The organism is Phyllobacterium sp. YR620 (assembly GCF_900104165.1).
GTDB lineage: Bacteria > Pseudomonadota > Alphaproteobacteria > Rhizobiales > Rhizobiaceae > Phyllobacterium > Phyllobacterium pellucidum.
In genome coordinates, this window is sequence record NZ_FNJP01000002.1 from 473,337 (window position 1) to 486,174 (window position 12,838).

12 protein-coding genes are annotated in these 12,838 nt (G+C 58.9%); 5 read left to right on the forward strand and 7 right to left on the reverse strand.

Features of this window, described 5'->3' with window-relative positions:
- Positions 1-59: 59 nt before the first annotated feature.
- Positions 60-563, reverse strand: coding sequence for an invasion associated locus B family protein (locus tag BLR72_RS09070; RefSeq protein WP_027230966.1), 504 nt, complete (start codon positions 561-563; stop codon positions 60-62).
- A gap of 266 nt (positions 564-829) precedes the next feature.
- Positions 830-1,219 carry a YkvA family protein gene (locus tag BLR72_RS09075; protein WP_091947527.1) on the reverse strand — a complete coding sequence of 130 codons (390 nt, stop codon included), beginning with the start codon at positions 1,217-1,219 and terminating at the stop codon, positions 830-832.
- A 134-nt stretch (positions 1,220-1,353) separates the two neighbouring features.
- Between BLR72_RS09075 and BLR72_RS09080 the strand changes: the two genes are divergently transcribed.
- On the forward strand, positions 1,354-1,824 hold the full coding sequence (locus BLR72_RS09080) for a low molecular weight protein-tyrosine-phosphatase (RefSeq protein ID WP_091947530.1): 471 nt from the start codon (positions 1,354-1,356) through the stop codon (positions 1,822-1,824).
- Here the strand turns inward: BLR72_RS09080 and thpR are convergent.
- Positions 1,776-2,372 carry an RNA 2',3'-cyclic phosphodiesterase gene (thpR, locus tag BLR72_RS09085; protein ID WP_091920792.1) on the reverse strand — a complete coding sequence of 199 codons (597 nt, stop codon included), beginning with the start codon at positions 2,370-2,372 and terminating at the stop codon, positions 1,776-1,778. The two genes, BLR72_RS09080 and thpR, sit on opposite strands and share 49 nt — an antisense overlap.
- A gap of 172 nt (positions 2,373-2,544) precedes the next feature.
- Complete coding sequence (locus BLR72_RS09090; RefSeq protein WP_091947533.1) at positions 2,545-3,216, reverse strand: arylesterase; 672 nt, start codon at positions 3,214-3,216, stop codon at positions 2,545-2,547.
- Positions 3,217-3,295: 79 nt separating this feature from the next.
- On the opposite strand from BLR72_RS09090, the gene BLR72_RS09095 reads away from it, so the two are divergent.
- The 4 genes from BLR72_RS09095 (at position 3,296) to BLR72_RS09110 (ending at position 8,230) form a co-directional block, all read left to right on the forward strand.
- Positions 3,296-3,988: an ABC transporter ATP-binding protein gene (locus BLR72_RS09095; protein WP_175492340.1), complete on the forward strand. Its 693-nt coding sequence runs from the start codon at positions 3,296-3,298 to the stop codon at positions 3,986-3,988.
- Positions 3,985-6,552, forward strand: coding sequence for an ABC transporter permease (locus BLR72_RS09100; RefSeq protein WP_091947536.1), 2,568 nt, complete (start codon positions 3,985-3,987; stop codon positions 6,550-6,552). Before BLR72_RS09095 ends, BLR72_RS09100 begins: the two co-directional genes overlap by 4 nt.
- A 191-nt stretch (positions 6,553-6,743) precedes the next feature.
- Positions 6,744-7,520: a Bax inhibitor-1/YccA family protein gene (locus BLR72_RS09105; protein WP_027230973.1), complete on the forward strand. Its 777-nt coding sequence runs from the start codon at positions 6,744-6,746 to the stop codon at positions 7,518-7,520.
- A gap of 152 nt (positions 7,521-7,672) precedes the next feature.
- Positions 7,673-8,230, forward strand: a complete 558-nt coding sequence (locus BLR72_RS09110) for a GNAT family N-acetyltransferase (protein WP_091947539.1) — start codon at positions 7,673-7,675, stop codon at positions 8,228-8,230.
- Positions 8,231-8,236: 6 nt separating this feature from the next.
- Here BLR72_RS09110 and BLR72_RS09115 read toward each other — a convergent pair whose 3' ends face one another.
- The 3 genes from BLR72_RS09115 to acnA form a co-directional block, all read right to left on the reverse strand.
- On the reverse strand, positions 8,237-8,608 hold the full coding sequence (locus BLR72_RS09115) for a DUF2794 domain-containing protein (protein WP_091947542.1): 372 nt from the start codon (positions 8,606-8,608) through the stop codon (positions 8,237-8,239).
- A 388-nt stretch (positions 8,609-8,996) separates the two neighbouring features.
- Entirely contained in the window at positions 8,997-9,770 is a 774-nt protein-coding gene (locus tag BLR72_RS09120) for a DUF1223 domain-containing protein (protein WP_175492318.1), read from the reverse strand.
- Between the two features lie 187 nt (positions 9,771-9,957).
- Positions 9,958-12,645, reverse strand: coding sequence for an aconitate hydratase AcnA (gene acnA, locus BLR72_RS09125; RefSeq protein WP_091947545.1), 2,688 nt, complete (start codon positions 12,643-12,645; stop codon positions 9,958-9,960).
- Positions 12,646-12,838 lie beyond the last annotated feature (193 nt).

Sequence of the window (12,838 nt, forward strand, 5' to 3'; positions counted from 1 at the left end):
ACATGCAAAAGGCCGGACTAATTGCGTCCGGCCTTCGCAAACTGTTGATGTCGAAGTGACTACTTGCAGGTGGCGATCGCCTTAAGCGCTGCCGACACGCCTTTTAGCGAATAGCCGTAACTCGTCTTTGTCCCGCGCTTCGACACGGCGCTGATCGTCATCTTGTGGCCCGAGCGCAGTGCGGCAACGAGTTGAGGCTCCTCCGCAGCGTTTTCCATCCAGCCATGGCTGCCATTGGTAAACATGGAGAAGCTGCGTTCATCAATGGTCACGGTGACCTTCGAATCCTTCTGCAGTTCGTAGCCTGCCTTGAACTGCGGCTCGAAGCTGACATTCTGCCCTGGCTTCTGGCTGACCATGAAGAAATTGTCGCCATGGTCGATCTTCGCCGGCTGCTTGTCGACCGGAACGGAAAGTACGTAGCATACCTTGCCGTTGCCCTGCTGATAGCTGTAGGCGCCCCAGGCATTGAACTGGCTGATCTGACTCGGGGTTTGGGCAAGAGCCGTTCCTGTCACGCCAAGTATGATGACAGACGCCGCTACGATTGATTTTCCAAACATTTTACCTACCAGTTTCTGTCGTTCACTTCATAACTCGTAAACCGGCAATGGCCCGGAAAAATCCGATCGCGGCATTGTCCGGTTCGCTTCTCTTAATTTGACTTAATCTGGGTTACCAAACGGTGAAGACAGGGTCAAAAAAGCGATTGCAGGGAGTTAGAAGCTACGTCCTTTTTTCAAAGTCCCACACCGCAAGTCCAGCCAAAGAAAAGCGGCGACACTTTGACGATCTGCGACATCACGGGCTTGTGATTGGGTAGCGGCCATCAACGCTTCGCCGGATCCCGATCGAGATCGTCCAGCGCTTTCTTCGCGGCGGCACGGTGCGCCGGCGTAATGTGCGTGCGGATCGCGGTCAGGGCAGCCATGAGCACGGCGGCGTCGTCCGTGAACCCGAGACCGAATATGAAGTCCGGGATGAAATCGAGCGGCAGGACGAAATAGGCGAGCGAGGCAAGGAGAATACCGCGCACCCGCGTCGGGGTTGCGGGGTCGAGGGCAGCATAATAGGCGGCGATGACCTCATCGAGAAACGGCACGGCCTTTGCAGCCTTTCGCACGGTCTTCCAGAACTGCGCGCGCACGCGCTCCTCGCGGCTGCGTTGCTTTTCGTCGCTGCCAGGCTCCAGAATCTCACCGATCTTGACGTCGTCCATCCCTTTTCCTTTTGAGGTTTCAGGTTACACAACATGGGTAAGGCGAATGCGCCGTACAAGACTTGCGATCAATTCGCCGTGAGAATATCCATCATGGCCTGACCGTTTGATCTTTCTCCGCACCGGAAACCATCATGGTGCAATTACCCTACCGTTCCGTCCTCTTCGTCTGTCTCGGCAACATTTGCCGCTCACCGCTCGCGGAAGGCGTCTTTCGCGCCGTGCTTGCAGGAGAAGGCAAGGGCGGCCACGTATCGATCGATTCGGCCGGTACCAACGGCTACCACACAGGCGAAGCACCGGATCGCCGTTCGATTCGCGTTGCGCGTCACCACGGCATCGACATCTCCGACCAGCGTTGCCGGCAATTGACACCGGGCGACTTTGCGAGCTTCGATCTGATCCTCGGCATGGATCGCGGGAACATGAAGGCCATAGCCGCGCGCCAGCCCGCTGGTGCTACTGCGACGGCTGGGCTCTTCAATGAATTGGCGTTGGGAGAGCCGCAGGAAATCCCCGACCCCTACTATGGAACCGACGCCGATTTCGAGCGCGTCTACCGTATGGTCCTTGCTGCCTCGAAAGGCCTCTCCAGGCTGTTCTGAAACGACGAGCGAGGTGCTTCGAGAGGCCATGCCTCCTCGACGATGTAGGGTCCGCCGCCGACGGAGTCACGCGACGACATCAGCACGAAACGCCCGATCTTGAACGGCGTGGTCGCGAAATTGCCACGCGACGAGAGATAGTGAGCGACCTCTTCGTTGCGCACATTGCGCAGGCGGGCCAGCGTCACGTGCGGGGTAAACTTGCGCGGATCGGCCGGCAGCATCAGCCTTTGGCAGATGCGCTCGATCTCTGCCTGCAGCGCCTGGATATCGGGCGAAGGCGATACGCAGGCAAAGATGCTGTGCGGCTTCTTCGAGCCAAACGCGCCAACGCCCGAAAGCTTCAGCGTGAATTCCGGCCGGCGAATGCGATCCAACGCATTGGCGATCTCGTCGGCGACATGTCCTTCGACATCTCCGATGAACCGCAATGTGATGTGATAGTTTTCGACGTCAATCCATCGGGCGCCTGGTAGACCACCGCGCAAGAGCGACAGTGAGAGGGCGGCGTCCCTCGGGATTTCGAGGGCAGTAAAGAGACGCGGCATAAGGCATCCTCCCCGAATCGAGTTGTCATTCTAGAGAATCATCGAATGAGTCCGGGAGCAAGGCATTCCTTATGATTATCTTGGAGCGCGACATATTGGACACGCATTGTCCCCCGGAAGTTGTGGCGAGCCTATTCTCAAGCAACCGCGGTCCAACTTTCGGAGGATGGTGCTATTGGGTTCCGCCGGCAGCTTCGCTCGATGCCGCGATGGTTTTTTCCATCACCGGCATGAAGCCTTCGACCATGCGGGCAACGCCCTTGGCGTTGGGGTGCATGCCGTCTTCGAGCTGCAGCGATTTTTCCGTTGCGACACCGTCCATGAAGAACGGATAGAGCGGAACATCATATTTGGCGGCAAGACGCGGGAAAATGGAATTGAACTTGTCTTCGTAGTCGCGGCCCATGTTGGGCGGCGCCAGCATCCCGGCAATGATCACCTTGACGTTGCGCTGCTTCAGCCGCTCGATGATTTCGGAAAGGTTCTTCTCGCTGATTTCCGGCGAAATGCCGCGCAGCGCGTCATTTGCTCCAAATTCGAGGATGACCATATCCGTGCCGTCCGGTACCGACCAGTTGAGACGCGAAAGGCCGTCGGTTGTGGTTTCGCCTGCAACACCGGCATTGGCGATCGTGACGTCGACGCCCTTGTCCTTCAGGGCCTTTTCGAGCTGCGCAGTGAAGGAATCCTGGACCGGCAGTTCGAAGCCCGACATCAGGCTGTCACCGAAACCGACGACCGCGAGCGGTCGATCGGACACGGCATTTTGATTGGCCAAGGCCAGCGACGGCAAGGCAACAAGGCCAATTGAAACCAGTATTTGCATCAACGGTTTGAATCTCATTTTGGGCTACCCATATCAGACCAACTGCGGCGACTCGGCCCGACCATATCGCAAAGGATGTCAATTCGTGACTAATTCCATGATCGCGCTCGATCACATTGAGTTGACGCTTGGCAGCGGGGCGTCCTCGGTGCATGTGCTCAAGGGGGTTTCGCTCAATATCAACGCGGGCCAGTCAGTCGGTATCGTCGGTCCCTCGGGCTCCGGCAAATCGACCTTGTTGATGGTGCTTGCCGGGCTTGAGCAGGTCGACTCCGGCTCGGTCGAGATCGCCGGCGAAAGGCTCGAAAGGATGAACGAGGACGCGACGGCCGCTTTTCGCGGGCGCAATATCGGCATCGTCTTCCAGTCATTCCATCTCATTCCGAACATGACGGCGCTGGAGAATGTCGCTGTCCCGCTGGAACTAGCCGGCAATCCCGATGCCTTCGCCATTGCTGAGCGGGTGCTGGCCGCCGTCGGACTTACCGACCGGGTGACCCACTATCCGGGCGAACTTTCCGGCGGCGAACAACAGCGTGTCGCCATTGCGCGGGCGTTGGCGCCATCGCCGAAAATACTTATCGCCGATGAGCCGACCGGCAATCTCGACACGGCAACAGGCAAGCAGATCGCCGATCTTCTGTTCGAGAAGCAGCGCGAGCTTGGATTGACGCTGGTGCTCGTCACGCACGATGCAGCGCTTGCCGGGCGATGCGACCGGGAAATCCGCGTTCGGTCCGGCAAGATTGAAGCGGATGCGGATGCGCCGGAGCTGGCGAAATCCGCATGAGCGAGACAGCATCGTCCCGGACAGCGCCGTCGTTCAAACTTGCTTTCACTTTCGCCCTGCGTGAAATGCGCAGTGGCCTGTCCGGCTTCTATATCTTCCTTGCCTGCATAGCGCTCGGCGTCGCCGCGATCGGCGGCGTCAACTCGGTGGCGAACGCGGTCAGTGCCGGCATCTCCTCACAGGGGCAGAGCATTCTCGGCGGCGATCTCAGGTTCCAGCTCAATCAGCGTGAAGTGGATGCGCAAGAGCGCGCATTTCTTGAAAGCAAGGGGCGTATGGCGGTGAGCGCAAATATGCGGTCCATGGCGAGGCTACCGAATGGCTCGGACCAGTCGCTTGTCGAGCTCAAGGCCGTCGATGGCGCATATCCGCTTTACGGGTCGTTGGTGACAACGCCGGCGGGCGATGACAAGACGCTGTTCGGTGAGGTGAACGGAGTCTACGGCGCAGCCGTCGCGCAGGTTCTGCTCGATCGTCTCAACCTCAAACTTGGCGATCAGGTTCTGGTCGGAGGTGCGAAGTTCGAACTGCGCGCGCTCATTGGGAACGAACCCGATCTGCTTTCCGACGGGTTTGGCTTTGCGCCGCGCATGATGGTATCCCTGCAGGGGCTCGAGGCTGCCGGCCTCGTCCAGCCCGGAAGCCTCGTCGAGCACAGCTACAAGCTTGCGCTGCCCGCGGGGACCGATGAAGCTGCGCTCACCGCCATACGCGACGAAGCCAAGGAGAAGTTTCCGCAAGCCGGTTGGAGTATTCGGGGCCGGACAAATGCCGCGCCTTCGCTCAGCGCCAACATAGAGCGCTTTTCGCAGTTCCTGACCCTCGTGGGCCTGACGGCGCTGATCGTCGGCGGCGTCGGGGTCGCGAATGCGGTCCGCGCCTATATTGATGGAAAACGCGGGGTCATTGCCACGTTCAAGTCACTCGGCGCCCCCGGCTGGTTCGTGATAGCTGTTTACCTCTCGCAAATCTTGATGATTTCGCTCGTCGGTGTTGCGATCGGCCTCGTGCTTGCCGCGATCATCCCCTATGTGGCGGGCTATGCCTTGCAAAGCGTGTTGCCGATAGCGGCCAAGGGCGGCTTCTATCCGGGCGCATTGGCATGGGCTGCCCTGTTCGGCTTCCTGACGACACTCGCTTTCGCCATTCTCCCATTGGGGCGGGCCCGCGACGTTCCGGCGACGGCGCTTTTCCGCGAACAGGGCTTCGAGCAACGTGGTTGGCCGAAGCCCGCCTATATCATCGCCGCTGCTGCCGTCATCGCGGTGCTTTGCGCGCTTGCCATCTATTTTTCTTACGACAGGCGTATCGCCACGATCTTTATTGGCGCGGTGGCGTTTTCCTTTCTCGTCTTGCGCGGCGTTTCGGTATTCGTGCAGTGGCTGGCACGCCGGGCTCCACGTGTCCGCTCGACGGCGTTGCGGCTCGCGATCGGAAATATCCATCGCCCCGGCGCGCTCACCCCCTCGGTTGTGCTGTCACTGGGGCTCGGACTGACGCTTCTCGTTACGCTTGGCCTCATAGATGGCAGCTTGCGTCAGCAACTCGCCGGGAATCTCCCCGAGCGGGCGCCGAATTTCTTCTTCGTCGATATACAAAGCCGCCAGGTGGACGAATTCAAAGGCGTTCTGCAGAAATCGGCTCCCAACGGCAAGATCGTCAGCGCTCCCATGCTGCGCGGGCGCATCATCGCCTTGAACGGCACGGACGTTACCAAAATGACCATTGCGCCGGAGGGCGCGTGGGTCCTGCGCGGCGACCGCGGCATTACCTATGCGAAGAACGTGCCGGAAAACTCGGCGCTGACCAAGGGCGAGTGGTGGCCCGCCGACTATTCCGGCGAACCGCTGGTTTCGTTCTCGGCGGAGGAGGCGACAAATCTCGGCCTCAAGGTCGGGGATACAGTGACCGTCAATGTACTTGGCCGCAATGTAACGGCGCGTATTGCCAATCTAAGGCAACTGCAATGGGAATCCCTCGCGATCAACTTCGTGATGGTTTTTTCGCCCAATACATTTGCGGGCGCGCCGCATGCCTGGCTGGCGACTTTGACGGACCCGACCTCCACTCCGCAGGAAGAAGCCGCAGTCATGCGCAATGTGACCCAGGCGTTCCCCGCGGTCACGACGGTGCGGGTCAAGGATGCGATCACCATTGCCAACGAACTCGTCGGCCAGCTCGCCGTCGCCATTCGCGCCGCAGCTTCGGTGGCATTGATCGCCTCGATTCTTGTCCTCGGCGGCGCGCTCGCAGCCGGCAACCGCGCTAGGGTGCACGATGCTGTCGTGTTGAAAACGCTTGGCGCGACGCGGCGCACGCTTATCAAGGCTTTCAGTCTCGAATATATGCTGCTCGGTCTTTCGACGGCTATTTTCGCGCTTCTCGCCGGCAGTGCGGCAGCGTGGTACGTGGTGGTGCGCGTTATGACGCTGCCAGCCTATTTCCAGCCCGAAGTTGCGGTCATGACCGTCATTATCGCGCTCGTTTTAACGGTCGGTTTTGGGCTTGCCGGAACCTGGCGAATTCTTGGACAAAAGGCTGCGCCGATCCTGCGAAACCTCTGAAATCGTTAAACGAGTGCGATTTTTACCAATTTACTCATAATTTGGCACGCTAACACGCAATCTTGAGTAGTTGAGGTCTTGTTATGGACCCGAGGAATCCCCATAATTCTTCGCAAGGCATGCTGGGGTCCCGCCAGCGGCGCCTGGGGAATAACCCGACACCCGACGGGACGAAGCAAATGAGGAAAACCATGGCTGACTATCGCAATATCCAGGCCCGCACATCGGCCGGAATGCGTGTGGACGCGGGGATCGATCAGGGTCTGCGCAGCTACATGCTGAAGGTCTACAATCTAATGGGCATCGGTCTCGCAGTGACCGGCCTCGCTGCGCTCGCCACCGTTTATTTCGCGACAACCAATGACCCATCTCTCGCCGCCGCACAGTTGCCGAACGGCAAGATGCTAACCAATCTCGGTGTTGCCCTCTACGGCTCGCCGCTGCGCTGGGTTGTCATGCTCGCGCCGCTTGCCGCAGTGTTCTTCTTGAGTTTCCGCATTGAGCGGATGAGCGTATCTGCCGCGCAGACCACATTCTGGGTTTATGCTGGACTTGTCGGTCTCTCGCTGTCCTCGATCTTCCTGATCTACACCTCGGGAAGCATCGTGCAGACCTTCTTCATCACCGCCGCATCGTTCGGTGCACTTTCGCTTTATGGCTACACCACGAAGCGTGATCTGTCCGCGATGGGCTCGTTCCTGTTCATGGGTCTGATCGGCATCATCCTTGCGTCGCTGGTCAACATCTTCCTTGCATCGAGCGCTTTGCAGTTCGCAATCTCGGCAATCGGCGTCCTGGTCTTTGCAGGCCTGACTGCCTACGACACGCAGCAGATCAAGGAAATGTATTACGAAGGCGACGCTTCGGACACTTATGGCCGCAAGGCAATCATGGGCGCCCTGCGGCTCTACCTCGACTTCATCAACATGTTCATGTTCCTGCTGCAGTTCCTGGGTAACCGCAACTAGGCTTCGAGCATGGAAAATAACAAAAAGGGCAGCGGAAACGCTGCCCTTTTTCGTTGAGCGTAATTCCCCACCAGAGTAACGCGTTTCCACTTTAAAATGCCGGCAAAGACGTGCATGAAACGGGCACGATCATTTTCCCCCTGTGAGAGCCAATGTCAGAGATTCATATCCGCCCGGCGCAGCCAGCCGACCTCGCGAGCATCACCGAAATTTACCGCGATGCCGTCCTCCACGGCACGGCGACCTATGAGATCGACCCGCCGGACCAGGCGGAAATGACGAAGCGGTTCCACGCAATCACCACGGACGGCTTTCCCTATATCGTCGCCGAACGGGACGGGGCCGTGATTGGCTACGCCTATGCAAGCTATTTCCGCACGCGTCCGGCCTATTGGTGGTCGGTGGAGGATTCGATCTATATCGCGCCCGACGCCAAGGGAAAGGGCTTGGGCAAGCAACTGCTGAGCCAGTTGATCAAGGACTGTACCGCCCTTGGTTTCCGGCAGTTTATCGCCGTCATCGGGGATGGGCATGAGGATTCCGCTTCCGTTAGGCTCCATACCCGCGCAGGGTTCACATATTCCGGCACAATCAGGGCCTCCGGCTTCAAGCATGGACGCTGGCTCGATACTGTGCTGATGCAGCTGGAGATGAATGGCGGGGCGCATACGCTTCCAGGAAAGCCGCCCTTGCGGAGCGAAGACGCTTAAAACGCGTCAGCCACGCACGAGGCTCAAACCCTTGTCGAACACCTTTAAAACGCGGTCGAGGTCGTGGCCGCGCTTGAGAATAAGACCGCTTGCCGCGATAACGCTGTAGGCGCCCTGCTTGCGGGCAAGTTTCGGGTTCTTTACCACCCGAAACATCGGAACCTCGCTGGCCCTGCGAAAGATGGAAAACACCGCTCGATCCATCAAGTGGTCAATGGCGTAGTCCCGCCATTCGCCGGCGGAAACCATGAAACCGTAGATTCGAAGGATCTGATCCAGTTCACGCCGGTTGAAGGTAACGGGCAAGTCGCTACTGCGTGTGAGGGGAATTAGAGTTGCCTGCTGTTGCGCTTCGTCGCCACCTGCATTGCTGTCCATCAATCATCCGCCTTTGTATGCCGTGTGACACCTGGATGACATCAGGGTGACCTTTTCTGCGCCTATTTACAAGTCCGGAATGATTTCCGAAGGGCGACGACGAGGGTTAGGAACCGGTTTTGCGATGATGTCACGAAGAAATACGCACTGTCTCCAATGGTGATTGTTGGACACATTCTCGCCATTTTCTGTTCGCATTGCCGCCCGATTCCGCACCCAACATCCCTCGCATGTTGTCTGAGACGGTTCGGTCTTGACAGTCCGATACCCCAAGCCCCCGCCCAACGGGTTGTTTGGGCCGAACCATCAGTCTCCCTGAATGGCAACATGCCCCAATATCTCAGGCCGGATTTATCCGGCCTGTTTTTGTTTAGGAGAGCGCCTTCCGCTACTGTTTGGCGGCCATGATCGACGCGCCGATAATTGGTCCTGGCTGACCCTCGCCCAGCATCTCCTGCAGAAGCACGGCACATCCTGTCGACTTCTTGCTGGCAATTTCGCTGATCGGTATTTCAATCTTCTGGGCCTTGCCGTCCCACATGCCGACGGTTTCCATCGCACGCACGCTGTTGGCATAGCTGACCTTGCGCCCGATATTTTCGCCATCCGGAATGGCCACGATGGATTCGCGATTGAAATAGGCGAGGAGGACGCGGACAGGTTTTGTCGGTACTGGCCCTTGGCCGATATCGATGACGAGGCGGTCGGGCGTTGCCTTGGCAATATTGACCGGAATGGTAAGGCCCGAATCGGTATCGCGCATCTCGGCGATGCGGCGGCGAATCTTCTGTCCATCCTGTCCGTTGACGTGGACACGGCCGTTGATAATCACCTGGGGCGTATAGACGCCATTGAGGCCCAGTGCGACGCGATAAGCATTCTGGCGTTCGGTGTTTTCAGGCAGGGCGAGCGTGTCGATCCAGCCCCGATAATCCCAATAATCCACGTGAAAGGCGAGCGCGACGACCTTGCCTTCCGCGACGAGTTCCTTGAGTACCGCGTCCGCGGGAGGGCAGGATCCGCAACCCTGCGACGTATAGAGTTCGACAACGCCCTCGGGTTTCTTGCCAACATCATCAGCGCAGACCGGAAGCACATAGGCGGCCGCAGCAATGAGCGGTGCGCCGATCAGCAAGCGTCTGGAAAGTTTGCGCAGATACACGGGTTAAATTCTCTTCCCAATTCGAGTGGGATTGTTGTCGGATAAAAGGATTGCGAGAAGATTGATAGGAGCCGCACTTTTCAAGGGGAAGTCACTTTGAGGTGAATTCGATCACGTTTTGGCTCACATTCATTCAAAAGGGCCGCCGATCACCCGGCGGCCCTTCAATACTCATGTCATTGGAGCGTCAGGCGGCGAGATCGCGCAGCACGTACTGCAGGATGCCGCCGTTCTTCAGATATTCAAGCTCGTCGATCGTATCGATGCGGCAGATGAGCGGCACCTGTTTGACACTGCCATCGGCATAGGTGACCGTGGCGAATGTCTTCTGGCGCGGCTGGATCGTGGCAAGCCCGTCGATCGAGACGATTTCGTCGCCCTTGAGGCCGAGCGACTGCCAGCTCGTGCCGTCTTCGAGAACGAATGGCACGATTCCCATGCCGACGAGATTCGAACGGTGGATGCGCTCGAACGACTGAGCGATAACGGCGCGGACGCCGAGAAGGCTGGTGCCCTTGGCCGCCCAGTCACGCGACGAACCATTGCCGTACTCGACGCCGGCGAAGATCACCAGCGGCACATTCTCCGTACGATACTGCATGGCAGCATCGTAGATCGGCATTTCCTCCTTGGAAGGATAATGGATCGTGTAGCCGCCTTCGCGGCCGTTCTCACCAAGCATGTGGTTGCGGATGCGGATATTGGCGAAGGTGCCGCGCATCATGACCTCATGATTGCCTCGACGCGTGCCGTACTGGTTGAAGTCCAGCGGGGCGACGCCGTGATCGGTGAGGTACTTCCCGGCAGGCGAAGCCGCCTTGATCGAACCGGCCGGCGAAATATGGTCGGTGGTGATCTTGTCACCGAAGAGACCAAGGATGCGTGCACCCTTGATATCGTTGACCTTGCCGGGCGTCTTGCCCATGCCGACGAAGTAGGGCGGGTTTTGCACATAGGTCGACTGGTCGTCCCACGCGTAGGTCTGGCCGGCAGGCGCCTGCACAGCCTGCCAGTTCTCGTCACCCTTGAAGACGTCGGCATATTTCGATGCAAACAGTGCGCGGGTAACGTTCTTTACGATGAACTCCTGGATCTCATGCGATGACGGCCAGATGTCCTTGAGGAAGACCGGGTTGCCGTTCTGATCTTCGCCGAGCGGCTCGGTGGTGAGATCCTTCGTCACCGTACCGGCGAGCGCATAGGCGACAACGAGCGGCGGCGAGGCGAGGTAGTTCGCCTGAACGTCCGGGGAGACACGGCCTTCGAAGTTGCGGTTGCCCGAAAGTACGGCGGCCGCGATCAGGCCCTTGTCGTTGATCGTCTTGGAGATCGGCGCCGGCAGCGGGCCGGAATTGCCGATGCAGGTCGTGCAGCCGAAGCCAACAAGGTTGAAGCCAAGCTTGTCGAGTTCCTTCTGCAGCCCGGCGTTCTCGAGATAGGCGGCAACCACCTGCGATCCGGGGGCAAGCGACGTCTTGACCCAGGGCTTCGACCCCAGGCCCTTGGCGGCCGCGTTGCGGGCAAGGAGCCCTGCGGCGATGAGGACGCTCGGATTCGAGGTGTTGGTGCAGGAGGTAATGGCGGCGATGGCAACGTCGCCATGGCCGAGATCGTAGTCCTCGCCTTCGACCGCGTAGCGCGCGTCGAGCTGCGTCGTCTTCTTGTATTCCTTTTGCAGGGACTCGTGGAAGCCGGAAGCGATGCCTTCCAGCGCAATGCGGCCTTCAGGGCGCTTTGGTCCCGCCATGGAGGGCACGACAGTACCGAGATCGAGTTCAAGCGTGTCGGTGAAGACCGGATCCGGCGAATCGCTCTCGCGCCACATGCCCTGCGCCTTCGAATAGGCTTCAACCAGGGCAAGGCGGTCTTCGTCGCGGCCCGACATGTGCATGTAATTGATGGTTTCACCATCGATCGGGAAAAAACCGCAGGTCGCGCCGTATTCCGGACCCATATTGCCGATCGTCGCCCGGTCGGCCAGCGTCATGCTTTCGAGACCCGGTCCGAAAAACTCGACGAATTTGCCGACGACACCCTTCTTGCGCAGCATCTGGACGACGGTGAGAACGAGGTCGGTCGCGGTGACGCCCTCCTTGACCTTGCCGGTCAGGCGGAAGCCGATGACTTCCGGAAGGAGCATGGAGACCGGTTGGCCGAGCATGGATGCCTCAGCCTCGATGCCGCCAACGCCCCAGCCGAGCACGCCAAGGCCGTTGACCATCGTCGTGTGCGAATCGGTGCCGACGCAGGTGTCGGGGTAGGCGACGGTGACGCCATCCTCTTCCTTCGTCCAGACACCCTGCGCCAGATATTCGAGATTGACCTGATGGCAGATGCCGGTACCGGGCGGCACAACCCGAAAATTCTTGAACGCCTGCTGGCCCCACTTCAGGAAGCGGTAACGCTCGCCATTGCGCTCATATTCGAGATCGACATTACGCTTGAACGCCTGCGGGTTGCCGAATTCGTCGACGATGACCGAGTGGTCGATGACGAGGTCCACCGGGACGAGCGGATTGATCTTCTCGGGATCACCGCCGAGATTGACCATGGCGTCGCGCATGGCTGCGAGGTCCACGACGGCTGGAACGCCGGTGAAGTCCTGCATCAGCACGCGCGCGGGCCGATAGGCGATTTCAGCGCCGGCGCTGCCGCGGTCGACGAGCCACTTGGCAATGTTCTCGATGTCCTTCTTGAAAACCGAGCGGTTGTCTTCGAAGCGAAGCAGGTTTTCGAGAAGAACCTTCATGGAAAACGGCAGTCTGGAGATGCCTTCCAAACCATTCTTTTCCGCTTCTACCAGGCTGTAATAGACATATTCCTTGCCCCCGACGGTGAGGGTCTTACGGGATTTGAAACTGTCGATTTGAGACATTCTGCGTTCGTCCTTATGCTGCGGCCTAACCCGGGACGAACGCCTTTGCCGCGTTTCAAGGACGCGCTAAGGTGCGGGTGCAGTCATTTCCGCTGTCCGTCCCGACACAGTTCCCTAACGGGCGTCCGTATCCGAGATCGGCCAAAAATTGTTTCCACACCGACCGCTGGCATGGTTGAGGCCTATATAGAGT

Coding starts and splice junctions, on each gene's coding strand:
- BLR72_RS09095 (WP_175492340.1), top strand. CDS start 3,296: ATGATCGCGCTCGATCACATTGAGTTGACGCTTGGCAGCGGGGCGTCC.
- acnA (WP_091947545.1), bottom strand. CDS start 12,645: ATGTCTCAAATCGACAGTTTCAAATCCCGTAAGACCCTCACCGTCGGG.
- thpR (WP_091920792.1), bottom strand. CDS start 2,372: ATGCCGCGTCTCTTTACTGCCCTCGAAATCCCGAGGGACGCCGCCCTC.
- BLR72_RS09115 (WP_091947542.1), bottom strand. CDS start 8,608: ATGGACAGCAATGCAGGTGGCGACGAAGCGCAACAGCAGGCAACTCTA.
- BLR72_RS09080 (WP_091947530.1), top strand. CDS start 1,354: ATGGTGCAATTACCCTACCGTTCCGTCCTCTTCGTCTGTCTCGGCAAC.
- BLR72_RS09070 (WP_027230966.1), bottom strand. CDS start 563: ATGTTTGGAAAATCAATCGTAGCGGCGTCTGTCATCATACTTGGCGTG.
- BLR72_RS09100 (WP_091947536.1), top strand. CDS start 3,985: ATGAGCGAGACAGCATCGTCCCGGACAGCGCCGTCGTTCAAACTTGCT.
- BLR72_RS09105 (WP_027230973.1), top strand. CDS start 6,744: ATGGCTGACTATCGCAATATCCAGGCCCGCACATCGGCCGGAATGCGT.
- BLR72_RS09090 (WP_091947533.1), bottom strand. CDS start 3,216: ATGAGATTCAAACCGTTGATGCAAATACTGGTTTCAATTGGCCTTGTT.
- BLR72_RS09075 (WP_091947527.1), bottom strand. CDS start 1,219: ATGGACGACGTCAAGATCGGTGAGATTCTGGAGCCTGGCAGCGACGAA.
- BLR72_RS09110 (WP_091947539.1), top strand. CDS start 7,673: ATGTCAGAGATTCATATCCGCCCGGCGCAGCCAGCCGACCTCGCGAGC.